This is a genomic window from Paenibacillus sp. DMB20, assembly GCF_000987955.1.
Taxonomy (GTDB): domain Bacteria; phylum Bacillota; class Bacilli; order Paenibacillales; family Paenibacillaceae; genus Paenibacillus_AQ.
In genome coordinates, this window is sequence record NZ_LAZU01000001.1 from 71,956 (window position 1) to 95,404 (window position 23,449).

The 23,449-nt window shown below is 48.7% G+C and carries 23 protein-coding genes and 6 pseudogenes; 2 read left to right on the forward strand and 27 right to left on the reverse strand.

Translation table 11 applies throughout. The features are described 5' to 3' along the window. The first annotated feature begins 1 nt into the window (after nt 1). The gene (locus tag XI25_RS00355; RefSeq protein ID WP_046676850.1) at nt 2-280 is read left to right on the forward strand and encodes a YxcD family protein; all 279 of its coding nucleotides are present in this window, start codon (nt 2-4) and stop codon (nt 278-280) included. Here XI25_RS00355 and XI25_RS36645 read toward each other — a convergent pair. From XI25_RS36645 to XI25_RS00395, 12 genes and pseudogenes are all read right to left on the reverse strand, one after another. After that, nucleotides 271-432 (reverse strand): annotated as a pseudogene (locus tag XI25_RS36645) (histidine phosphatase family protein); the annotation flags it as partial. The gene XI25_RS00355 and the pseudogene XI25_RS36645 sit on opposite strands and share 10 nt — an antisense overlap. Before the next feature lie 61 nt (nt 433-493). After that, the gene (locus XI25_RS35645) at nt 494-628 is read right to left on the reverse strand and encodes a hypothetical protein (RefSeq protein WP_268794441.1); all 135 of its coding nucleotides are present in this window, start codon (nt 626-628) and stop codon (nt 494-496) included. A gap of 81 nt (nt 629-709) precedes the next feature. Continuing rightward, the gene (locus tag XI25_RS00360; protein WP_046676851.1) at nt 710-1,660 is read right to left on the reverse strand and encodes a sugar phosphate isomerase/epimerase family protein; all 951 of its coding nucleotides are present in this window, start codon (nt 1,658-1,660) and stop codon (nt 710-712) included. Nucleotides 1,661-1,678: 18 nt separating this feature from the next. Further along, a complete protein-coding gene (locus XI25_RS00365) occupies nt 1,679-2,512 on the reverse strand; it encodes an HAD family hydrolase (RefSeq protein ID WP_082112156.1) in 834 nt (277 codons plus the stop codon). A gap of 32 nt (nt 2,513-2,544) precedes the next feature. Then, nucleotides 2,545-3,348 (reverse strand): DeoR/GlpR family DNA-binding transcription regulator, encoded by an 804-nt coding sequence (locus tag XI25_RS00370; RefSeq protein WP_235439589.1) that lies wholly within the window; start codon nt 3,346-3,348, stop codon nt 2,545-2,547. 15 nt (nt 3,349-3,363) lie between these two features. Continuing rightward, nucleotides 3,364-4,389, reverse strand: a complete 1,026-nt coding sequence (locus XI25_RS00375; RefSeq protein WP_046676852.1) for an ABC transporter ATP-binding protein — start codon at nt 4,387-4,389, stop codon at nt 3,364-3,366. Then, the gene (locus tag XI25_RS00380) at nt 4,389-5,117 is read right to left on the reverse strand and encodes an ABC transporter permease (protein ID WP_082112157.1); all 729 of its coding nucleotides are present in this window, start codon (nt 5,115-5,117) and stop codon (nt 4,389-4,391) included. Before XI25_RS00380 ends, XI25_RS00375 begins: the two co-directional genes overlap by 1 nt. Nucleotides 5,118-5,192: 75 nt before the next feature. Then, complete coding sequence (locus tag XI25_RS35650) at nt 5,193-5,576, reverse strand: ABC transporter permease subunit (protein ID WP_268794443.1); 384 nt, start codon at nt 5,574-5,576, stop codon at nt 5,193-5,195. A gap of 339 nt (nt 5,577-5,915) precedes the next feature. Next, nucleotides 5,916-6,041 carry a hypothetical protein gene (locus XI25_RS35655; protein ID WP_268794442.1) on the reverse strand — a complete coding sequence of 42 codons (126 nt, stop codon included), beginning with the start codon at nt 6,039-6,041 and terminating at the stop codon, nt 5,916-5,918. Nucleotides 6,042-6,084: 43 nt separating this feature from the next. Further along, complete coding sequence (locus tag XI25_RS36650) at nt 6,085-6,294, reverse strand: hypothetical protein (protein ID WP_442950342.1); 210 nt, start codon at nt 6,292-6,294, stop codon at nt 6,085-6,087. Then, on the reverse strand, nt 6,291-7,190 hold the full coding sequence (locus XI25_RS00390) for an ABC transporter substrate-binding protein (protein ID WP_442950343.1): 900 nt from the start codon (nt 7,188-7,190) through the stop codon (nt 6,291-6,293). The genes XI25_RS36650 and XI25_RS00390 overlap by 4 nt, the downstream gene beginning before the upstream one ends. Nucleotides 7,191-7,483: 293 nt before the next feature. Then, a pseudogene (locus XI25_RS00395) lies at nt 7,484-8,960 on the reverse strand (protein adenylyltransferase SelO). Between the two features lie 385 nt (nt 8,961-9,345). Between XI25_RS00395 and cls the strand changes: the two are divergent. Next, entirely contained in the window at nt 9,346-10,761 is a 1,416-nt protein-coding gene (gene cls, locus XI25_RS00400) for a cardiolipin synthase (protein WP_046676874.1), read from the forward strand. A gap of 31 nt (nt 10,762-10,792) precedes the next feature. On the opposite strand, the pseudogene XI25_RS36655 reads toward cls, so the two are convergent. From XI25_RS36655 to XI25_RS00465, 15 genes and pseudogenes are all read right to left on the reverse strand, one after another. Beyond that, nucleotides 10,793-10,957, reverse strand: a pseudogene (locus XI25_RS36655) (putative immunity protein); the annotation flags it as partial. A gap of 102 nt (nt 10,958-11,059) precedes the next feature. Next, on the reverse strand, nt 11,060-11,629 hold the full coding sequence (locus tag XI25_RS33595; protein WP_200901319.1) for a serine hydrolase: 570 nt from the start codon (nt 11,627-11,629) through the stop codon (nt 11,060-11,062). A 161-nt stretch (nt 11,630-11,790) separates the two neighbouring features. Then, nucleotides 11,791-12,441, reverse strand: a complete 651-nt coding sequence (locus XI25_RS33600) for a serine hydrolase domain-containing protein (RefSeq protein ID WP_200901322.1) — start codon at nt 12,439-12,441, stop codon at nt 11,791-11,793. 169 nt (nt 12,442-12,610) lie between these two features. Beyond that, on the reverse strand, nt 12,611-13,669 hold the full coding sequence (locus tag XI25_RS00410) for a HAMP domain-containing sensor histidine kinase (RefSeq protein ID WP_046676854.1): 1,059 nt from the start codon (nt 13,667-13,669) through the stop codon (nt 12,611-12,613). Further along, nucleotides 13,666-14,340, reverse strand: coding sequence for a response regulator transcription factor (locus tag XI25_RS00415; RefSeq protein WP_046676855.1), 675 nt, complete (start codon nt 14,338-14,340; stop codon nt 13,666-13,668). The genes XI25_RS00410 and XI25_RS00415 overlap by 4 nt, the downstream gene beginning before the upstream one ends. A gap of 190 nt (nt 14,341-14,530) precedes the next feature. Next, on the reverse strand, nt 14,531-15,688 hold the full coding sequence (gene nagA, locus XI25_RS00420; RefSeq protein WP_046676856.1) for an N-acetylglucosamine-6-phosphate deacetylase: 1,158 nt from the start codon (nt 15,686-15,688) through the stop codon (nt 14,531-14,533). Then, complete coding sequence (locus XI25_RS00425) at nt 15,637-16,464, reverse strand: DeoR/GlpR family DNA-binding transcription regulator (RefSeq protein ID WP_235439590.1); 828 nt, start codon at nt 16,462-16,464, stop codon at nt 15,637-15,639. Before XI25_RS00425 ends, nagA begins: the two co-directional genes overlap by 52 nt. A 158-nt stretch (nt 16,465-16,622) precedes the next feature. Next, a pseudogene (locus tag XI25_RS00430) lies at nt 16,623-17,415 on the reverse strand (alpha/beta fold hydrolase). A gap of 6 nt (nt 17,416-17,421) precedes the next feature. Further along, on the reverse strand, nt 17,422-18,009 hold the full coding sequence (locus tag XI25_RS00435) for a class I SAM-dependent methyltransferase (RefSeq protein WP_052759390.1): 588 nt from the start codon (nt 18,007-18,009) through the stop codon (nt 17,422-17,424). Between the two features lie 139 nt (nt 18,010-18,148). After that, nucleotides 18,149-19,384 carry an amidohydrolase gene (locus XI25_RS00440; protein ID WP_046676857.1) on the reverse strand — a complete coding sequence of 412 codons (1,236 nt, stop codon included), beginning with the start codon at nt 19,382-19,384 and terminating at the stop codon, nt 18,149-18,151. A 203-nt stretch (nt 19,385-19,587) separates the two neighbouring features. After that, nucleotides 19,588-19,926 carry a class I SAM-dependent methyltransferase gene (locus XI25_RS00445; protein ID WP_235439591.1) on the reverse strand — a complete coding sequence of 113 codons (339 nt, stop codon included), beginning with the start codon at nt 19,924-19,926 and terminating at the stop codon, nt 19,588-19,590. Between the two features lie 172 nt (nt 19,927-20,098). Next, nucleotides 20,099-20,783, reverse strand: a pseudogene (locus tag XI25_RS00450) (MOSC domain-containing protein). Nucleotides 20,784-21,021: 238 nt separating this feature from the next. Next, nucleotides 21,022-21,337 (reverse strand): annotated as a pseudogene (locus tag XI25_RS33900) (hypothetical protein). 102 nt (nt 21,338-21,439) lie between these two features. After that, entirely contained in the window at nt 21,440-21,643 is a 204-nt protein-coding gene (locus XI25_RS00460) for a cold-shock protein (RefSeq protein WP_046676858.1), read from the reverse strand. Nucleotides 21,644-21,921: 278 nt separating this feature from the next. Beyond that, nucleotides 21,922-23,448: an S-layer homology domain-containing protein gene (locus XI25_RS00465; RefSeq protein WP_152669041.1), complete on the reverse strand. Its 1,527-nt coding sequence runs from the start codon at nt 23,446-23,448 to the stop codon at nt 21,922-21,924. Nucleotide 23,449 lies beyond the last annotated feature (1 nt).

Consider the following 23,449-nt stretch of genomic DNA (forward strand, 5'->3'; position numbering starts at 1 on the left):
CATGATTCTGAGCATGGACGAAATCATCAATGCGGTCTGCCTCCATCAGGCGGAACGCAAAGGCGTAAGGCCAACGGACGTTACGGTTGAGCTGAGCTGGGAGGAAGATACCGGATTTACGGCTGAGGTATGGGTCAACGACCGAAGCCAGTATTTGATCGAGGCCAACCTGATCGAAGCGATCCTGCGTTATCTGTATTCCGAATACAATATTCGGGCTTACCGCGACCAGGTAAGACTCGAGTTGGAGGATGAAATTATTGCTGTCGTTCAGCAGTAGATCCTCCTTGAACACATAAAAGAAGCCGTTCTCCGGATGGGGAACGGCTTCTTTTTTGATGTCCTTGTATATTCCCCTTCCCAGTCCCCGAAATTTAACTCCTTGAGCCGTTTATCCAATTTCAGCGATATATTCCTGCCATGCAAAATGGTATCGGCCGTGTGCTCGCCCTATCGCTTGTGCTGCTGTAAGCGGCGATAAACGGAATGTCTTTCAAGTTTCGCCATGACGGACCAAATAGAAGGTAAGCTTCATTCCACCTTTTTCCGCATAGCTTGGATCGCCGACTTTCAATACTCTGAAGCTGCCGTCCTTCCACTGTATGGTGGTTACACTGGAATTCGGCAAGCCGCCTTTGTTCCAACCCCAACAGTTAGGATCAAGCGAAAATAAAAAAAAGCTCCAAACGGAGCATTTTGTTATCGAAAGTCACCTGCAATATTTATCTACCAAAGCCAGCGTGTATTTGACGGATTGCTCGACACCCTTTTCCTGATCTTCAATCATTTTGTCCAACAGTTCTCCCGGCGGATTATAATAATCAAGCGGCTTGATAACAGACAGGTCGTAAGGTGGTTCTTCAACTTTATACACTCCTTCACCAACTGCGAGAACACCGCCCGCCCCCGGTTCTCTTTTAAAATGAACCGCGTAAGGGAAACACATTTCTATATTGATCCGTGTCAATGCCGATTGCTCTACGAGAATTCTGAAAATTTGCTCCGTATCGATGTTGCCTGTCCCGACAGGAACGCCGCATACCCGGTAATCCTCGCCGTCATGGACGACGATATGGTCTTTAAAGTGGGTGGTGCATGCATACGGGGCAAGTTTTTTGACAGCTTCAACCGGGTCTTCCCATGCCATCATGCTGTTTCCGGTGTCGCAATGCGCGCGGACCCAAGGGCTGCGGACTTCCTTGATGATTTGGATAACCTCGTCGGTCAGCTCTTCCTCATGGTTTTCAATAGCCAGTTTTATTCTGTATTTTTGCAGTAAAGGAACAATTTGTCGAATGTTTCCGGGTGCTTCTTTAAGCCTTTCCGCATCATATGTCCCCATGCAAACATAGGTCCGAATCACATCGGCTCCAATTCGATAGGCTGCTTCGATCACTTGTGCCAAGTGTGCCGGATCCGTGCCATTCGTATCGATTTCGGCAAAAAATCCGTACTTCCGAATTTCGGCCCTTACCCTTTCGAGATATTCCGGTTCGAACGATTCGAGCGTCCCCCAACCGGGAAGTCCCGGCCACTTTACAATATTGATCATGACTCCGTCCAAGCCAAGCTCGGCCGTCTTTTGGATAAATTGAAAAATATCCATGCGCCCGGTCATAAACTGCAGATGATAGCTCTCCGTTTCTAATCCGATTTTCATTTTTACTTGCCCCCCATCTTATTCCAAACGTTCCGAATCATGTTCATAAAAAATGGAAAGTTTGCCATATCCCCGAACGAGTCGTTCTTTGGATTGGTAGTCTTCATTCTGCCATATCAAGCGGCCGTTCTCAGACACGATGTCTCCAACGGAGCCGATTACATGATCCGCCAATTCCTTGAGATCGGACGCTCCGCTAACGCCGGAGAGAACGCCGATCGCAAGCCCTGCTGAACCGTTTCGGGCAAAAAGCAGGTCCACCACGGTATCCCCCGCAACGGCCACTTCTTCCGTACGAAGTCCGGCAATCCCGCAAAAAGCGTGAAACATGCCAGCATTCGGCTTCTTCTCATAGTGATCGGATGTACCAATAAAGTCAAAATAAGAGCGTATACCGATTTTATCCAGGAAGAAAAGCGTCGATTCCAGGTCGTCCGCCGTCGCAATGCCGATTTTCAACCCATGCCGGCGAAGCTGCTCAAGCAGGAAGCTCAAATCCGTTGTCGGCGTCAAAAACTCCCGATTTTCCTTGGTCAATCGGTAAAGTTCATCGGTTAACCAGTCATGTAATCGATCCAGCCTTTCCGGACCTACATGTTTTCCCTGCAACACGTAAATAAATGCTTCCGAAATATCCTTTGTTGTTCCGCTTGCGAGTATGCCATCCGGGACTACTTCGTTCTCATGCAAACCGATGGAGTCCAGCAGATCTGCTTTTACTCCCCTATCGTTGTCCAGGCCCAAATCTTCCAGCAAACGATCAACCATCTGTGTGCCGATCCGTACCCAACTGGAATGGAAGTCCATGAGCGTGCCGTCTTTATCGAATAAAATACCCTTGATCCGTTTCAATGTATGTTCACCCATCCTGTTGTTTTCTGTCTTTATTTCGTCAACGTTCGGATTCTTCTCCGTCCGGCAAGAGCCAATCGATGTTTTCCAGATAAGGCTTCCACAACGGCGGCGCAGACTGGTCGCAAACGACGACGTCTATTTGTTTCAACGATGTGACTTTGCATAGAGCCTCTACCCCGATCTTGGAATGATCCGCTACTATTATTTTTTTCTTTTGCTGCCAGCAGCATCTTCCCGGATATGCCCGAATCCTCCATGGCATATTCCGTAATGCCAGAGAGAGAGATTCCCCCTGGGGAAATAAACGCTTTGTTCACGCAAAATAGTTCCATCATTTTTTCGCATACGGTACCGTTCGCCGAATATTGCTCCGCATTCAGTTCCCCTCCGAGCAGGATCACCTTGCCGTGAAACAAGCCCTGGTTCAGGGAGTCCATTAACGCTTTTGCGGTTGGTACAGAGTTGGTTATAACGGTTACTTTACTCACACCGCGAATCTCTTGAGCCATTGCCAGAATCGTCGTGCCGCCGCTCATTGCAATCGTATCCCCGTCTTTCACCAATTGAGCCGCTCTGAAAGCAACCTTCCTTTTTTCCTCCAGATTCACTTGTTTTCGCTGATAAAATGGCGGCTCTCCCAGTTGGAAATTGATTTTGACGGCTCCGCCGTGTACTCGCTTGAGCAGCCCTTCTTTCTCCAGCACGTCCAGGTCGCGGCGAATCGTCTCCATGGACACGTCAAGCTGGCGGGCTAACTCCGACGCATTTACCTTGCCGCTCGCCTGCAGCTGGTCAAGAATCGCGGTTTTCCTCTCAACAGCTAACACTGACATATGCTTCTCTCGCCCCTATTCCAATAAAGTACATGCCGCTTCCGGAATCCGCACTTCGATTAGCAATCCCTCGTCCAATATCTTTTTGTGAGGAACGTTAAGCTCGTCAATCGTCAAGTTAACATCCTGCGCCTGAACCTGGTACCGACGAACATTGCCGCGAACCGTTACGCTCGAGATATTCCCTTCCAGCCGAATTCCGGGCTCCGATGGCTTCGATGGCGCTTCACCGTTCGGGTAAAGTTCCATGACCTCGGGGCGGATCGCATACGTTCCAAAAGAAACAGAGCGCCCTGACAAGCGGAATATGTCTCGATCCGTCAATACGTTATAGCTTCCGATAAAACGCGCGACAAACTCATTTTTCGGAGAAGCATAAATATTCTCCGGTTTGCCTTGCTGGGCAATTTCTCCTGCATTCATAATAAATATGCGATCCGATATCGTCATCGCTTCTTCTTGATCATGCGTGACAAAAATCATCGTCATCTTCAGATCCCGCTGAATGTTGCGCAGTTCACTCTGCAAGTTCTTTCTGATTTTCGCGTCAAGTGCACTTAGCGGCTCGTCCAGCAGCAGAATATCCGGTTCGGTGACGAGCGCTCTGGCCAAAGCCACTCGCTGCTGCTGTCCGCCGGATAGCTGATGCGGATAAGCTGACTCTTTCCCGGACAAATGTACCATTTCAATCGTTTGGTTCACCTTGTTTGCGATTTCTTCGAGCGCCATTTTACGCATTTTAAGTCCGAAAGCGATGTTGTCGAAAACAGTCATGTTGGGAAACAGGGCATACGACTGAAAAACCATGCCTACATTTCGACGCTGCGGAGGCAGCAGGGAAATATCGTTTCCGTTCACGCGGATCGACCCGCCATCCAGTGTTTCCAATCCGGCAATGCAGCGCAATAACGTACTTTTACCACACCCGCTAGGTCCGAGTAACGTAACAAGCTCTCCTTGTTCTACCTGAAGGGATACTTTCTGCAGGACGACAGAATCCGCGTATTGCTTTATCGCTCCATCAATTTGTACGTAGCTCATCATTCATTCTCCTTAATTTCTTCTTTCTTTCGGAAAAGCGTACCTGCTTTCAACATCATCCAGGATATGATTAATACGATGACGAAGTAAGCAATAACGATAGCGCTTGAAACGTGACCGCTCTCATTCATGCGCCGTATCAAATAAATTTGGATCGTTTCATAATAACCCCCAACAAGGAAATTGGCCAGTACGAATTCGCCGATCAAGATGGAAAACGACAAAAGGGCTGAAACAAGAATACCGGTCATGATGTTGGGGATGACGATCAGCTTGAAGGCCTTGATTTTGCTGGCCCCGAGCACTTCAGCGGCTTCCATCAGCTTTCTGGCATCAATAGTGCGCAAGCTGTTTCGTATGCCTTGATACATGTAAGGAAGCACAAGCACGTAATAGGCGCCAACCAGGATCCAGATCGTCCCGGACAAAACAATAGGTCCGCTTGAGTACACTTTGATCAATCCGACGGCTGCTACAACGCCTGGAACTGCGAACGGAATCATCGTAAGAACTTGCAAGAAGCGCTCAAGTTTCGGCATATACATGAAAATGGCAAATACGGCCATCGCCATCGTAACGATGCTAAGTGCAAGAGCAATGAAGGATACGAGAAGAGTTCGTCCGACAGCTTCCAGGAAACGGGAGTCCGAAAACAGTTCTTTGTACCATCCGAACGTGTATGATTCCGGAAGGATTGTACGATGCCATTCATCCGCAATCGAATACATAAACGTCGCCGCCAAGGGCAGAATAAGATACAAAAAAAGTGGCAATAACGACAACAATAGGTATCCATTTTCTTTTCATTTCAAATCTCTCCTGAACCGGCTCATCATGCGCTCGTTGCACCACATGGCTCCTACCATCATCAGCCCCAAAATCACAGCCAGAGCGCTGCCCAATTGCGGCTGGGAGGCTACGTCTCCGGCTACAAGGGAACCGATGCGGATCGGAACCAAGTTGTAGTTGCTGCCTACCAAGGCGTAAGCCGTTGCGTAAGCGCCCATCGCATTGGCGATCAAAATGCTGAAGGTCCCGACGATGCTGGGCAGCATGACCGGAAGCCCAATATGCCGCCAAAATCGCAATGAAGAAGCTCCTAGCAATGCGGCCGATTCGCGCCAGTTTTTTTTGGATGCCGGAATAGACTGGGAAAAGCAGCAAAATAGCCAAAGGAACCTGAAAATAAACGTATACGATCACAAGACCGCTCCAGCTGTATAGATCAAAAGCTTCCGTTATATTCCATCCCCATTCCTTGAACAGGAGCGTGGCCAATCCGCTGTTGCCCAATAAAATCATGTAAGCAAAAGCAAGCGGCACCCCGGAAAAGTTTGACGTCAAATTGGAGAGTGTGATCATGAAGGATTGCACTTTTTTCGGCATTCGCGTAATCGAATAAGACGCCACGAGTGCAATGGCAATGCCGATACAGCTGGAATAAAGGGAAATTTGCAGGCTGTTTAACATGCCTTTCGAGTAATAAGGATTTGTCAAAGCCGTTTTATACTGCTCGAACGTATACCTCATGCCGTCTCGGACAGGAAGCTGTCATGGATCATAGCGATCAATGGCAGTACCATGAATCCGACGACGAGCAGGGCAAACGGAAGCAGCGAAGCCATGACAAACAGCATGGACTTGCGATTCATTCGGATGACCCCCCACATATCTTTTCATGCGGATTTGAGCGGATTAGTTCATTTTGACCAGTACTTGCTCTTGCCACAGCTTCGGCAGTTCTTTGGATGTTTCTCCCCATGCGGCGTAATCCTTGATCGGTTTGGCATTCTTGTACTGTTCGGAAGGAATCAGCTTCTTGGCAACTTCGTCCGGCAGTTTCACGTCTTCCCGAATCGGGCGGGCGTAACCTTTGGCCAGGTTGATCTGCCCTTCGTCGCTCAATATAACTCGCGAGCAAGCTTCGCTGCGTTAGGATGCGGCGCATATTTGTTGATAATGGTCGCATACCCGCTGGCGACACTGCCTTCCTGCAGAATGCTCACTTCAAAGCGATCCGGATCGATCTGGTCGCGGTAACCTAGAGCGTTAAAATCCCACAGCAGCGCAACGGATACTTCCCCTTTTTCCAAAACCCCTGTGTTTATTTCCAATGTGGACAATCTATTCTGGTCGGCCAATTTCGCGAAAAAGTCCAAACCCGGTTGAATGTTGGCCTCGTTTCCACCATGCGCGATGGCTGCCGCCAGTACGCCCATTTGGGCTTGCGTTCCTTTGGTTACGTCCGTTATTGACACTTTATAGTCTCCGGTTAACAGGTCATTCCATGTTTTGGGCGGATTTTTCACCTGTGATTTGTCGGTCATGACTGCAATCGTACCTTGGTAGCCAACCACCCAGTGCCCGTCCTTGTCCTTCGCCCAGTCCGGGATGTTTTCCCAGTGAGTAGGCTTATAAGGCATCGTAACGCCTTTATCCTTGGCGATTGGTCCGAACGATATCCCTACATCCCCGATATCCGCCGTCGGATTATTTTTCTCAGCTTCGAATTTGGCGATTTCTTCTGCACTGGATAAATCGGTATCCGAGTGGGATAGTCCATATTTGCCTGCAATATCATCCCATGTTTCCTTCCAGTTTGCCCAGTTGTCAGGCATACCGACACTAACGACCTTTCCTTCCTGCTTGGCCTGCTTCTCGATCTCCCCAAGTGTCAGTTCCTTTACTGGCGCCGAATTGTCTTCGGGTACGGAAGCAGCTTGCTTCCCGGAGCTGCATGCTGTGATTCCTAAAGCCATTATGCTAATTAGCAGCGCGGCTTTCCAAGATCGTTTTTTCATATCAGTTCTCCTCCACTATTTGCTAATTTTTGCGTTTATGTTGTTATTCGGCTTGTTTTTATTGTAGAACCGCAATATTAACCACATATCAACGGAGTGTAAAAGTCTTGTAAAGGAAAATCGGCCCCCGCAGTCACTGCGAGGGCCGATGCATTACATTTGGATTCGACAAACCAACATCATATTTTAAAGCCTCAAATCCTATGTTTACAGTTTCGTTGCATCATCTCATTGCAAAGGTACTTTTCATCAGTGGTCCTGTTCTTTTTCTTTGCCTCGAGACCTCCCGTTGTTCAGGTGCCGCAAAAGGTCTGGTAAGGCCGAGCGGATGGCTCGGGCGGTGCACAGTATTCCTCCTGCTCGGCGGAATGCGCGTAAGGCACCGAAAGCATGTGAAGAAGCCGGTCCATTACGCTATAGTCTCCTTGCGCAACCGCGGCATCAAGTGCCTCTTCTACCCGGTGGTTGCGCGGAATCACCGCCGGATTGCTGCTTCGCATCAACTGCTTCGAGTCGGCTGATGATTCCTGCTGCCTGCCCAGTCTCGCCTGCCACTGCTCATGCCACTGAGTATATTCGGAGGTGCCGAACAAAGTTGAATCCTCCGGTTTATCGAAGGTTAAAACGCGAAAAGTATTGGTGTAGTCCGCACGATACTTCTGCATCATGCCGAGAAGGCCATGAATCAGGGCTTCATCCTGCTGCTCATCGTTGAAAATCCCCAGTTTGGCTCTCATTCCCCCAAGCCAATTGCGGTGGAACAATTCGGCAAAATCAGAAATCGCATCCTCGGCAAGTTTAACTGCCTGCTCCTCGTCGTCATGTATCAGCGGCAATAGGGTTTCAGCAAATCTCGCAAGATTCCAAGCGGCAATCTCAGGCTGATTGCCATAGGCATAACGGCCTTGTACGTCGATGGAGCTGAAAACCGTTCCTTGGTTAAAGGTATCCATGAAGGCGCAGGGACCGTAATCAATGGTCTCCCCGCTCAGGGCCATGTTGTCCGTATTCATCACCCCGTGAATAAAGCCAACGAGCTGCCATTTGGAAATCAGATCGGCCTGACGCTTGATGACTTCCTGCAAAAGAGACAAATAACGGTTCGGTTCAGGATCAACCTCCGGATAATGCCTGAGCAGCGTGTAATCCGCCAGAGCCCGAAGATCTTCGGCAGAGCCCCACTTTGAAACGTACTGGAAGGTGCCTACGCGGATATGGCTGGCCGCCACGCGGGTTAAAACGGCTCCGGGCAGCTCCGTTTCGCGGAAGACGGGCTCACCGGTTGCCGCAACCGCCAGACTGCGAGTGGTCGGTATGCCAAGGGCGAACATGGCTTCGCTGATGATGTACTCGCGCAGCATCGGTCCAAGCGCCGCACGCCCATCCCCCCGGCGGGAGTATGGCGTTCGGCCCGATCCCTTTAGCTGAATATCCGCCCGATCCCCCCGGGGAGTGACTTGTTCTCCTAGCAGCAGGGCCCGGCCGTCCCCCAGCATGGTAAAATAGCCAAATTGATGACCCGCATAAGCCTGTGCCAGCGGCAGAGCTCCTTCGGGAATACGGTTGCCCGCCAGTACGGCAATACCTTCAGGATTTCGCAGGGCGTCGGCGTTCAATCCCAGAGAGCCTGCCAACCGCTCATTAAGAATAATCAGCTCCGGCGAACGGACAGGCGTTGGTTGAAGCTCGGTATAAAACATTTTTTGGAAGCCGGGCGTAGCTATTGTCGAAGTTCCATCCGGTATCGGTTGTTGCGTTCTTCTCTGTCATCGTATCTCCTTCTTTATTACATGTCTTTTTTTCTTATTTTCTTATTGCAATAGGTCCAATCTTTATTTTCCCCAGACCACCTGCATTTATCAGTCTAAACTGCACAACTGGATTCGGCATTCGGATAGCAGACGGAAATTGAATATTGTTTGCTTTGAAAGGTTAGATTATTGTCGTTGACTCTCCTGGTGGAGGGTTAATCCAAAAGACGGAAACGGCATCGTGATGACCGATGTTTCATCTTGGGCTGCGGAGTTACATGTTATGTTGCATAAGCTCTAACGAACCCGACCCTGCTTCGCTGAAAAAAAGCACGGATCCCTTTTCGATTGTAGAAGGAATGCAAGGGTAACCCATGCCCTTTCAAGGAGGCGAAATTGAACAATTGCTTTGGATCATGTTGGCTCTCTTGTTGTTTGTCGTCCAAATTGCATTTGTAATCTACTTCGAATATGAACGTCCCGAAAAAGCGATGGTTTGGCTCAGCATCTTATTCCTCTTTCCCCTAGCCGGTTTCCTGCTGTATTATTTTATGGCGAAAGAATACCTGCATCCCCCTGCTCTTCAACGGAAAGAACGTTTATATTGGGACCAATTCAAGGCCGACCTCAATGACCGGTGCAGACAGCGAATACTTGAGGATAAGCATGGGGAAATGATTGTTCAGGACAATATGGTACACGCATTGCTCAAAAATCTGCCAGGCCCCCCCATTACCACCCGTAATGAAACAACGGTATTCGCTGACGGCGGCCAAGCCTTTGAAGCGATATTGGATTCGCTTGCCGCAGCCAAGCATCATATCCATATTGAATTTTACATCATCCGGGACGACCGTCTCGGTACCCGATTTGAGCAATTGTTGATTCAGAAAGCAAAGGAAGGCGTAAAAGTACGAATTTTATATGACGGGATCGGGAGCCGTCGGTTGAGTAAAGCTTTTTTGAACCGGTTGAACGATGCCGGCGTTGAAACGGGATGCTTTTTTCCCCTATTCGCTTCATTCATCGAAAAGAGGCTAAATTATCGAAATCACCGTAAAATCGTGGTTGTGGACGGCAAAATAGGCTTTTTCGGCGGCTTGAACATAGGCGATGAATATTTGGGCGAGAATCCGAAAATCGGCTACTGGCGCGACACCCATTTCAGCATTGAAGGCGATGCGGTATTATGGATCCAATATACATTTTTGACTGATTGGCACTTGGTCAAAGGGCAAATCATAACCGATCCCGTCTATTATCCCATACAGAAAAGTGCAGGAAAAGAATTTGTGCAAATCGTAAAAAGCGGTCCGGATGAAAAGATTCTGGATCTTATTTTCTCGCTCATTGTATCGGCAAGGGAACGGATATATATCGAAACGCCTTATTTTATTCCCGATCGCAGCGTCTTATTGGCTCTTAGAACGGCTGCCATCAGGGGAGTCGACGTTCGTGTCATTATACCGGCCCTTCCTGACAAGAATCTTGTCCATTACGCCGCTTTATCCTATGTCCGGGAGTTGTTGCAGGCGGGAGTTCGGTTTTATACCTATCAAAACGGGTTCATTCATGCCAAAGTGATTATCTCCGATGGATTGGCATGCTCCGGCAGCGCCAATATGGATATACGCAGCTTCTGTAACCAATTCGAAATTAATGCGATCTTTTATGACGGGACGGTCGTCGATCGCCTGGTACAGGATTTTTACCGCGATCTTGGCACAAGCAATGAACTCCTGCTGTCCGCATTCGATAAACAGGGCAATCTTCAAAAAACGATGGAAGTATTCGCCAGGTTGCTCTCCCCATTATTCTAGGACCCTTAACCGGAGTGCTATCGTGAACCGTGGCAACCGATTGCCCCGCCGAACGAGCCGCTGCCACAGCCAAAGGATCGTTAGTCTCACGTGCAGAAGCAGAAGCATGGGCATTGAACGCGTATTTCACGCTTCGGCTACCCCTGTTTTTCCATTCACCCGTTTGACGACCCGCTTCTATGGCTATTCTCGGTCTGTCATCCTGCGGATTTCATCAATATTCAAAATTCACGTCTTCACAAAAAATACGATGTTTCACATGTTCTGTTCGGAATTTGTGTCGCCAAAAATTGTGCTATTACACAATCTTTGGTGCGGCGCGCATGCCCATGTAGCAATATACCGAACCGTCCGACAGCGTGGAGAAAATGACGGGAATCCAGTCCTGGCCGGAACACGCCCCGACAAACACCTCCTCCGCCACCGGTATAAGTTCGATTTCCAGCGGCGGCGGAGGGGCTTGCCTGCCGTCGAAGATTTCGTATACCAAACGCAGCGTTCCGTTACGCTCTGTGACGGTCATGACGACTCCTTCGCGTTTGTAGGTACCAATGAACGGCATAATATCAACAATCGGTGGCTTCGTCGGCGGTTCAAAGGCTGCATCCGGCGTTCTTGTGCCTGCCAATTCCTCAAAAAGTTCCCTGAAAAGTATCGACTGAAGCAAATCCGTACTCCCTCCGTTGGTTAACAAGGCGACGGCCACGCCGCTCCCGGGAACGGCACGCAAATACCCGTTCTGCCCGATCGTAGCGCCGTCGTGCCCTATCACGGAGACACCGTTCCAGTCGTATATCATCCAACCGAGCCCCCATCCTTCGTTGCCGGACGTCCACTTGTCAGGAGTTTCGGCCGTAAGACGTTGCATGGCGGCGGCGCGTCTCAGAAGTCAACACGCGAGTACCTTCGGACGCTACGCCGCCGTTTAGATGCATCTGGGCCAACCGGACGAGGTCGGCAGCCGTAGAGCACAGAACACTGCCGCTGGGACCTGAAGAACGCGGCAATAGGTTCCAGAATGGGGTCGGCTCAGGAATTTGGCCTTCCCCGCCCCCCCAAGTGCCCCATAGCAGCCCGAAACCGCAACACTTCTTCAGGAAGCGTCACCGTACAGGCGAGTCCAACCGGGGCGAGAACCCGGTCCCTTAAGGCATCATCCCAAGTCTGGCCCGTAACGACCTCAACGATACGGCCCAATAGGTTGTATCCCACGCTGCTGTACGAAACGACCGTCCCGGGCGAGCTTTCCAGCCTGAGTTCTTCGCAGGCCTTAGTGTAACGGGTTAAGCAGTCATCGCCGCGACCGGTGTCGATTATAAAATCGCTGGTTAGACCGCTGGTGTGGCTGAGCAATTGACGAATCGTTACCGCTTCCGTTCCGGGGACCGTAAACTCCGGAAGAACATCCCTCACTGTTGCTTCCAAATCCAGCACTCCCGAATCGACCAACTGCATTACCAGGGTAGCCGTATATACTTTAGTAATCGAGCCGACCTGAAACAACGAATCGCTTGTTGCCTCTACGCCCGTCCCCCTGTGTAGAAGGCCGCTGGCTAATTCGTGAATCTCCCCATTAACGAGCACGGCGAGTGAGACTCCCGGTACGTGATGGGCCTTTCGCAACCCGTCCAGTCTCTTTTGCCAGCGATCTAGTTTGAAGGTATGCGTTGTAGTTTTCATATCCATTTCCTCCGTAATCAATCGAATGGTTTGAAGGTGTTTCATCACGATGTAATTCTTATTTCATGTCAAATGATACAGCCCTTTTTTAAACTGAATGTAAACCGGAACAGAAAAAAAACAACCTCAAATGCTATCCATAGCGAAGTTGTTTTAACCAAGCGCAAACTTATGTTTTATATTCCAATCCGTTCGGCAGGGATACGGTAAATGTCGTGCCTGCGCCCAATTTGCTCTGCACATCTATGGTCCCGTGATGAAGGTCAACCATCTTTTTGACGATGGAAAGTCCTAAACCGCTGCCTCTCATGGCGGGTGTCCGAGATTTATCCGATTTATAAAATCGCTCGAAAACGCGTTTCCGGTCTTCCTCTGCAATACCTATTCCCGTATCGGTTATTTTGAACACTAATACGTCACCCTGCTGGTACAACTCTATTTTGACGTTTCCGCCTTCCGGCGTAAATTTGATGCTGTTATGAATCAAGTTCAACCAGACCTGATTCATCATGTCTTCATCGACTTTGATTTCAATTTCGTCCAGAAACACATCCATATGGATGTTCTTTTCTGCCCACTGCGGTTCGCACGCCAGAACGATAACCCTTATTTGTTTATCCAAACGGTAAGTTGTTGGTTCAAACTTCATCGTGTCGGTTTCCAGGGAGGCCAGTTTTAATAGGTTATCGCTCAGCTTGGATAGCCGCATACTTTCAGCTTCGATGATGCTAAGATAGTGCAGCCTGTCTTCAGAGCTCAGCCCGGGATTTCGAAGAGCCTGCGCAAAACCACGGATCGACGTAAGCGGTGACTGAATTTCATGCGATACATCCGAGATGAATTCCTGCCGCATGTTCTCCATCCTGCTTAATTCCAGCGCCATATGGTTTACGCTGTCGACCAGCTCGCCGAATGGCCCTAGGCCTTCCGTTTTTTTATCCATGCTTACATTAAAATCTCCTGCTGCGATTTTCTTTTGAGCCATAATGATCGAATCAAATAGACCTTTCGTTTGTTTGTCAAAACGTCCCGCAACTTTCATGACGATGGATGCGATGATCAATCCGAGTAGCGAATTAATTATCTGTATCCATAACGCAGAGGGAAATTGCCCGACTTTAGTATAAATGAAAGAAGTCAGGTAAAAAGCGGCTGAGAAACTTCCGATCAAGAGCATCAGCGCAAGAATAATTCCAAGAATATGATGAGCGGTTTCCTTTATTTTCATGAGGGCACCTCCAGCCGGTAGCCCAACCCGCGAATGGTTTTGATTTTAAAAGAATGTTCATTGCCCGAAAATCGTTCCCGCAGCCGATTTACATGTACATCCAACGTTCTTTCGTTTCCTTCAAAATCATAACCCCAGATATCTTCGATCAATTGATCCCGCGAGAACGTTTTGCCTGGATAACTGGCAAGCTTGAATAATAGCTCGAATTCCTTGAGGGGAAGGGTTATATTCCCGCCGTTTATAATGACTTCATGGGTTTTTTGGTTCATTAACAATTCCCCGATTCGGATCGTCTTCGATGCGGCAATTTGATAGCGTTTCAGCAACGCTTTTAACCTAACAACCAATTCCATCGGATCAAAAGGTTTGACCAAATAGTCATCCGTTCCCAATTGAAACCCTTTGACTTTTTGGCTTGTTTCTCCTTTTACCGTTAGCATAAGCAGGGGGATATCATAATGCTTTCGCAATTCGGCACATAATTGCCAACCATCCATATTCGGCATCATGACATCGAAAACGGCCATGTCTATTTTCACCCTCTCAAGCTTCAAAAGCGCATCTGCGCCATCTGACGCTTCAACGACGTCAAAACCTTCATTCCGCAAAAATACGCCAACCAGCTCGCGGATGTGCGGGTCATCGTCAACAACAAGTATTCTAATCATCAGTTTATCAACTCCTTTCTCAGCAAAATGTCGCAATATGATTATAAAAAAAAGTATTTAAACTGAATTTAAACAAGGAAGGCATGGCTGTGATGATGCTAAGGCAACCGAACCATCTGCCGATAATGAGAGTTCCTTGCTCCTGCCATTGAAATGTAAAATGGAGTGTATTTGGCCCGATGTTCCAGCGTCACGAGAGCGGTATCATTCTTCCTTGGATCATCGTCCATTGAACGTCAAAGTTATCATCCAGGAGAACGAGATCGGCTTGGCAGCCGGGCGCGATTCGGCCCGTATGGGAATTCCCGAGGATGTCGGCCGGAGTCGTTGCAGCCATCCGTACCGCATCGGTCAGCGATATTCCAAGCTCGACGGTCAATTGCAGCGCTTTATTCATGGTGATGGTGCTTGATGCGAGCGTTCCGTCCTTCAAGCGGGCGATTCCGCCTCTGACCTCGACCTGGTGCCCTCCAAAGGTATAGATGCCGTCGCCCAATCCCATCGCCTGCAGAGCGTCGGTGATCAACACCATCCGATGTGCTCCCTTCACCCGGTGCATCATACGAACGATCGCGGGGTGCAAATGGACGTTATCCACGATCGCTTGGAGACTTACATGCTCTTCTTCAAACGCGGCGACGATAAGTCCGGGATCCCGATGATGAATCGGACGCATGCCGTTAAAGCAGTGCGTGACATGACTCGCTCCCCGGGTAAAAGCCAATTTCGCCTCTTCATAGGTAGCATCGGAATGGGCTACGGCGACGACGGTCCCGTGCTCCTGCAAAAAATCGATCAGTTCCGTCCCCCCAGGGAGTTCGGGGGCAATCGTCACCATCTTAATCCAATCGCCGGCTTCCCGGTAAATCTTTTTGATTTCGTCCATGTCGGGATGTCTCAGGTATTTCTCATTCTGCATCCCTTTACGCTTCAGGTTCAAATACGGGCCTTCCAAATGGAGGCCTGCAATGAGAGCTCCCTCTTCACGGCCCATGACCCGCTTGACGCTGCGTATCATCGCCATTAAGTCTTCGATCGTCGAGCTTACCGACGTAGCCAAAAACGAGGTGCATCCGCTGGCAGCGCAAGCTTTCGATACCTGCTGTACGCTCTGCTCCGTGCCGTCCATCATATCGTAACCGTTGGCTCCATGTATGTGGACGTCGATCATCCCGGGGATGAGCAGCATGCCTTTGCCGTCGATCAGCCCGAAATCCTGCACTTGCTCCAGGGGCGGGCAACCGGCCTCTATTTTTTCGATATAACCGTTATTAATCCAGACTACGGCCGGGTCAATCACTTGATCTTGACACACGGCGCGCACATTATAAACGATCTTTCGTTCCATTGCTTTCTCCTCCTTCGGGTTCCTTGGCATAAATAACCGTTATCTCGTGCCGGTCGAATATCTCCTTGAACTCTTCCGGTATTTCTTGATCGGTGATCAGCACATCCACATGGCCAAAATCGAGCCTGAAAAAAAGACTGCCCGGAAAATTTGGTGAAATCGGCTACGGCAATGACCTGATCCGATCTTCTCGCCATTTCCTGTTTAACCCGAACATCTTCTTCATACGGATAATAAAGGCCGTCTCCGCCTATCGCCGAAGCACCGATAAACGCTTTGTCCGAACGAATGTCTTTCAGCTTATCGACGACGGAAGGACCATACAAGAAGCGATGCTTAGCATTTAAATACCCTCCGAGCAAATATATCTGAACATCCTCCCGGTTCGACAGGACTCCGGCATTGTCAATCGAGTGCGTAACCGCCGTAATATGCTTTGCAGCCATCTGTTCCGCGACGCACTGGACCGTCGTCGATACGTCCAGAATGACCGTTTCTTGATCACGTATGAGCCTAGCGGCCGTTTTGCCGATGATTCTCTTGCTGTCCGGATGGCTAATGCTTCGTTCCTGATACGAAGTGAGCTCTTTCCGAAGTTCCGGCAAAGCAATTCCCCCGTGAGTCCGGATCGCAGCCCCTTCTTCAATCAATCGGACAATGTCTCTTCTTGCCGTATCTCTCGATACTTCGAACAAACCGCATATTTCTTTTACACTCATCGTTCGATGCCGTTTCAAATAATCCATGATTTTCAGCAAACGTTCCTCCTGAAACACGCTCTCACCACCTTTAATAAGTAATTATAAGTATTTTATAAGCATTTATCAATCATTAAGTGGATGACACAAGGAATTCCACATATAAACAAGCAAAAAAAACGCCCTCGGTATCCTTTTCAGGTACGAAAAGCGTTTTTAACGAAAATCCTTTATATTCATCTGGATGGGTGCAGCGTCGATGAATACTGATGAATAAAACTTTGAATCAGCCCGTTTAAATCATCTGCAGCTTTCGTCGGTATCTGATGTTTGGTCTTTTCGACAAAAACCAGCTCGCTCTTGGGCAATCGCTCATGCAGCAGTTTCGCGTAGGGATGAAACAGTTTGTCCTTTTCTCCGTAAACGAGCAAGACGGGGTGATGAATGTTGTCCAATCGTGCCGTACAGTTGTAATTCAAGCTGTATTCGTAATACTGCTCCGCATTTTTGGCGTTTGTTTTTTTGGCGTCTTTGAACAGTAACCGCATGAGCGGAAGCTGTTTCGCTTGGCCCCAGGAAACGATAAGCGCCACTAAACCAACGGCGCCTATTTTGGAGAAGAAGCGCCCGCTTGAAATTTTTCTTTTCAACTTCCTCTCGTTTACTTCGGACATCCCGCCAACCACGATACCGCCAGATCCCCGCTCGGGATAGGTTAACAGAAATTCGAGCACGACCGAGCCGCCGGTCGAGTAAGCCGCAAAAAAAAGCTTTTTCAATTTCAAGCCGATCCATCAGCTGCTTTATATCCTCAACAATTAACGGATAGGTTACTTCTTTTTCGGAAGGTCCGCTTTTCCCGTGCCCACGGATATCAAAGGCCACCGAACGGAATTTTGCCGACAATTCCCGGATTTGACATTGAAAATTCAAACTTGTCAACACCGGGGGATGGATAAAAACGATGGCGGTTCCTTTCCCAAGATCCGTGTAATACATACGGTAACCGTTTATGTCGGCTTGAGGCATATGTCATCACCCGCTTCGCGCTGAGCCGAAAAAAAAGATTTCATTGTACACGAAACATTTTGTGAACTTTTTCAACGTTTCGCACCGGTAATTCCCGTCTTGAAACAGCTTGAAATAGGATTCCTCGTTCCGAATATACTCCCCGTCGTCATACCAGTTCATTAAGCGATTCCTGATTGCGGCACGGTCGCATAAGTAAGGCTCCATCGCGATAATTCTTCCTCCGGGTTTCAGCACCCTGTCAAATTCTGACAGGTAGTCCCTGATTTGCCCGTCGTTCAAATGATGAAGTACCGCGACTACCAGAATATAGTCGATCGAATGGTCCCGGACCGGAATCTTCCTTTCATCGAATAACTCAAAGTTATAGTCCGGGTAAAACCTTTTGGCAAGACCGACCCTTTGTTTATTCGGCTCTATGCCAAGATAAAAATCAGGCTTGCATAAACGGCAATTCGCGCCGGTACCCGAGCCGAAGTCAAGCACGCTTTTATGATCCATGCAGAAATGGCCGTTGATGTGATCATGGATGTATATTTTCGTGAACCATGGCGGACGGACAAGCAAGTGATACAGTCGCGGAGAAAGATACATTCGAAGGAGTCACCACCGTTTCTTAAGAGTAACACCTACTAATGTAACTCGTTCTTTTGCAAACATTCGTGGAAAAGCTTGGGATTTTCACAACGAAAAGAAGCGCCCTCGGATCATGGCGCCCTTTTTCTTTTCGTTTCTATTCCTGAATCTGCGTCAGCGTTCCGGCCGCCAGTTGACCGCGGTGGATGACCGCCGTACGGCTGCAACGTCTCGCCACAGCCTCCGCTGCACAGCTTGCATCCACGAGCACCACGCTTGCTTCGGCACCCACATAAGGCCACACCCGCTCCCCTTCGGCATTCAGCGGCGTGATTCCTCCGGTTATGAAGCCCAGCGTTTGCGACAGGCCGTACTCCTGACTGCGGCCGTACAGCTCCGCGAAACGCTGTGCCTTTTCCAAGGCATCCCCCATGCCGAAGGGGGACCAATGATCGATGATGCTGTCGTTGCCGAGCCCAATTCTCACGCCCATATCATGCAGGGCCGGCAAGGGCATATGAAGTCTTCCGATGGGTACGGTTGATGCAATATCGATCTCAAGCTCCGCAAACCGGCTGGCCAGTTCCTTCACGTCGTCAAAATCCGGGGTTGCGAAAGCGAAGGCGTGACTGACCGTAACCCGTCCTTTCCAGCCCGCGTTCTCGGTTAACCGGGCAAGCAGAGATAATGTTTTTACGCCTTCCGCGCCTGATTCATGAACGTGAATATCGATGTTAACATTTTCTTCGACGGCGATCTCCATTAGGGTATTGAGCGATTTTTCGCGGTCGCCATCGATCACCGCCGGATCCACGGAACCAATATGCGTCGCTCCGTTTCTGACGGCCTCCCGAACCAGCTGTTCGGACTGGGAGCGAAGCAAACCGTGTTGGGTAAAAGCAACCAGCTCGGCATCGATCTTGTTTTGAAACGATCCGAGTGCCCGTTTAACGGCTTCAAGGCCCTTGAGGCCGCTAACCGGATCAATATTCACATGTCCCCTGACGTAGGTGGAACCATGCCCGAGAATTAAATCTAGGAGCTTCGATGCGCGTTCCTCGGCTACAGGCAGCAGCTCCGGGAGCAGCTTCTTTTCCTGCTCGATGCGCTTAAAGATGGAGCCGGCAGGCCGAACCGCTTGCCATGGACCTCCATAAAAGGTCTTGTCCAGATGCAAATGGGATTCGCGAAAAGACGGCAGCAAAAGCTGCTGCTTCGCGTCATACTTTGGAAGCTTGTCGTCAAGAAAGACCTTAGCGGGAGAAATATCCGTTATGCGCTCGTTCTCGATGCGGATATGTACAAGCTCCGTTCGCGTTCCAGTGATTTGATCTCCATCCCGCTCATAACCGGATTCCATTTTTACGTTTTTCAACCAATATCCTGATGACATGTACGCCCGTCCTCTCTTTATGAAGTCTACTCTTGTGGCATGCGTTAAAAAGAGTATACATCGTTATATGAATCTTTGGAATGAATAAAAGCCGATCAGAAGTTCATGCAGAACTTCTAATCGGCTCGTCAAGATCCGCTAAACCGCAGCGTCCTTTTTCTTCAGCAGATGGATATACCATTTCAGTCCGGCCTTATGATGAGTCAAGCAATGGGCATAATCAAGAAGTTTGCTTGGCGTATTGGGACGTAGTGCAGCGATTCGTTAAACACGATAACATCATACCGCTTTTGAGGAACATAATGATTGATGTCCCCGCAATGGAAAACCTTTGACGTTTTGCTTGACGCAATCTTCACGGCTTCCTCCGATAGGTCCACGCCGGTATATATATCCTTCTCGCTGTCCAAAAGCATGTCGTACAATATCCCGGTCCCGCAGCCCATATCCAAAATGCCTTCATCCGCGACGAACTTTCTTATGTAACCGTACACAACCGAGTATCTGGCATACTCCGTGATATCCGATAAATAATCCCACACATTAGATCTGTACTTAGGTTGATAGAGCATTGAAGAATGTACGGCATAGAAATGTTTTCTGAGGAAAAACATGCTGCGAGGATCAAGAACATCTTGGCGATCGTTTTTCCCGGAATGCTTGGCGAAACGTTATCGTAGATTTATGAACAAACGGATATTTCGGGCGCTCACCTTATGTATTGCCGGTTAATCGCTCACGCGTATCCACTTCGCTGCCGGCAAGCCGTTTCATGAATGTCGCTCGCCAATTGACCGACAATGCTTCCACTTCCAGGATCTTTTTAATATCTTCGATCCGATCTTTCTCATGATGCATAATGCGGTTGGCGTAAGCAACCGTAATCCCTTGGGGGTGGGAGGAAATCCTTGTCAATCCAGAATCTCTGCAGACGGTACCTTCCTTCAGAACCCGAAAATAAAATCCGGTGCAGCCCGTTTCCTGAACCTTGAGCGGCATGTCGGGCACATTGTATTTGACGGACAATTTGAAGCACGGCTGCCGGGGTTGGCTGACCTGGACCATCGCTTCCCCGAGCTGAAAAATATCGCCGATGCAAACATCCGTTTCCAACAATCCGCGAGTCGTCAAATTTTCCCCAAATGCGCCGTATTCCAGAGTTCTCTCCAATTCATTTTCCCAAAATGGATAGTGTTCATAGGGATAAACGCAAACCGCTTTCTCCCTTCCGCCGTGATGAACCAGATCGGCTTGCCCATCCCCTTCAAAGTTCAACCATGACAAAAATAAAGGTTCGCTTACAGGAAGTTTGTAAATGCCCGTAGAAACTTCCTTTTTTTTTAAACTGTACCTGTATGGGTTTGCCTGTATTGATCGACAATATTTCGGCTTCCTTCATACAAGATCACCGCTCCTTCCAGATGCGCCTTCAATCTATAATTAGTGCCCCGATTTCCTTCATGTCTTCCCGCTCCATGCCGCTAGATGTCACAGCGGGCATTCTGATGCGGATTCCGCTCATTCAGTATAAATCGGCAAAAACGATCTTACAATAATATAGTTTTTATAATTAAGATAGATGTTACCTATCATTCATAAACAAAAAAAACCACTTTTTCAAGTGGCCATCGTTTCCGTTATTGAATAACTTCGATTTTAAAAACATTGTCTAACTTCCCGTTCGTATCGAGCCTTTTCTTCAAAGGAACTTTAATGTCTCTTCCTAGTTCTTTAAAAAAAGGTGTTTACATCACAGTTTATGTTTTTTAAATATACTTTTAAAATTCCCTCTTCACTTATGTTTTGATTCACATCCGTCGGAACGGTAATATCAATATCATAATGTTTGGTTAGCGTTCTCATATATCTTGTGAAGATCTCGATCAATTCCCCATTATTGAAATTATCAATCGCCATTTGTCCTTTGGTCGTAAAATTCAAATTAACCCTCAATTTAAGCAGTCCCCTTTCCCGTTTAAGGTCAAATTGCCAACCGATTACATCCCTTTCTGAAGAAAGCTGCCCCTTTGCACTGAGGAGCAGCCCTGATTAGGATTAATAAATTTTCGTTACGTTCTCAGCTTGCGGCCCGCGATTTCCCTGGGTCACGTTGAACTGAACGCGCTGGCCTTCATCCAACGATTTGTAGCCTTCGCCTTCGATGGCGCTGAAATGCACAAATACGTCGCTTCCGCCTTCAACTTCAATAAAGCCGAATCCCTTATCACTGTTAAACCATTTCACTGTACCTGTTTGCAAATGAAGTTACCTCCAAAATAATATTTAACATGATCATTTTTCCCACTAGACAAAAAATTCACACATTGAAAAAAGTTCCATCAAAAAAAATGAGACTCTTTTCAACATGTGAATTCGTTTCAATTTCTATAATCTTAACTATGGCACATCTCGTTAATAAAATCAAGTTTTTATGAAACCGATCGAGTTCAATGACCAAAACGATCCGAACCCGACCGGCTTATTTTAATGCAGTAAATCTTCCGTTACTGTGGCTCCTCTTTTCAACAACAGCTATGTTACTCGGCCAAAAGCTCCAATAATCGGGTCAGGTATACGGCCGTTTCCGCACGGCTGGCATGGCTTTGCGGATTGATCGTCTTACCGTCACCCTGAATCAGCCCCATCTCGATCATGCCCGCAATGCCGCCGGCTGCATAATCGGAAACATGGCTTCCGTCCTTAAAACCGTCAAGCGTTTTGCGATCTCCGGAGATTTCAGCGCCCTGCGCCGCCTGCAACGCCCGCGCTGCCATTACCATCATGTCTTGCCGCGTTATTTTTGCCTTCGGTTCGATACGCCCGCCAAGGGTACCGTTTACGATGCCCAACTGCTTTGCGGCGGATACGGCCTCGTAGTAGTAATCCTTTGGCTGAACGTCTGTGAAAGCATCGGTTGCTTCTGCCTGCAAATCGAATGTTCTGACAAGCATCAGGATGAAGTCGCCTCTGCTCACCTGCTCAGTCGGACTAAAGGTCGTTGCTGAAGTCCCCTTTACGATCCCCAGTGCAGTCAGCTTATCAATAGCTTCCCGTGCCCATGAATGGCTGGCCAGATCCGTAAATGGAGTTGCAGGCTGGTCATAGTATACCGCATATGTGCCCGTACTGTTTGCTTGAAAGCGAATAAGCTTATCGGAAGCGGAATATGCCGTACCATTAACCGCTGAAGCCGCGCCTTCCTCGTTAACCCACAGGATGCCGATTCTTGCCGCAATCTCCTGGTCTGCCTTTGCATACGGTACAGCTACGGCAATAGGGGCCTTCTCGTTCTTCCACGGAATGGACTTGCCGTCCATCTTGGCCTCCAGGTATACCATAGGTCTGTTGCCGATTTTGGCAAGTACCTCCGGGGTCAATGATTTAGGGTCCCGCCCATTGATCGAAAAGCGGAACTGCTTGCCGGATTCAGCGGATTGCCCGAGCATTTGTCCGTTAAGGATGGCCGATGCTTTCGGAGTAATCACTTCAATAAAAAGATTAGGATTACCGGACAGGAACGCTGCAGGAAGATCCAGTGCGTAATTCGATGTTTCTCCCTGTTTCTTTAACTCAAGAATAATGCGCTGTTTACCCGCTTGATCAGCCTTCGATTGAGCTAACGCCTTCCTCATTTCCGGTTCGCTGACCGCGCCTGCAGCCGTTTTTCCATCCGCGTCGAGCTTTGAGTCCAATACCGCCTTAACGGAACCATCGATTTGAGTCTGAAATAGCTCTGGGCTTGGAGGCGTTATCGCAGGAGCTCCACCGCCTCCGCCGCCACTATTTCCTCCGCTGCCTCCATTGCCGCCGCTGCCGCCATTACCCTCGCTGCCTCCACTGCCCGGGCCGCCGGGGTTATCCCGCTTGAATTCAAATGTAACTGTTTCTGGCGCATTCATATCGCCTGTTGCCAGATGCGCCGTGTAGGTTCCCTCCACTCCGCCATTAAGGGTGAACACGAATTGGAACGTCCCCGCATCCGTACTCGTCGTTTGCTCTTCATATTGAACTTTGCCTTTTGGATTAACCACCTTCAAATTGACTTTTTCAAGGTTTCCGTTCATG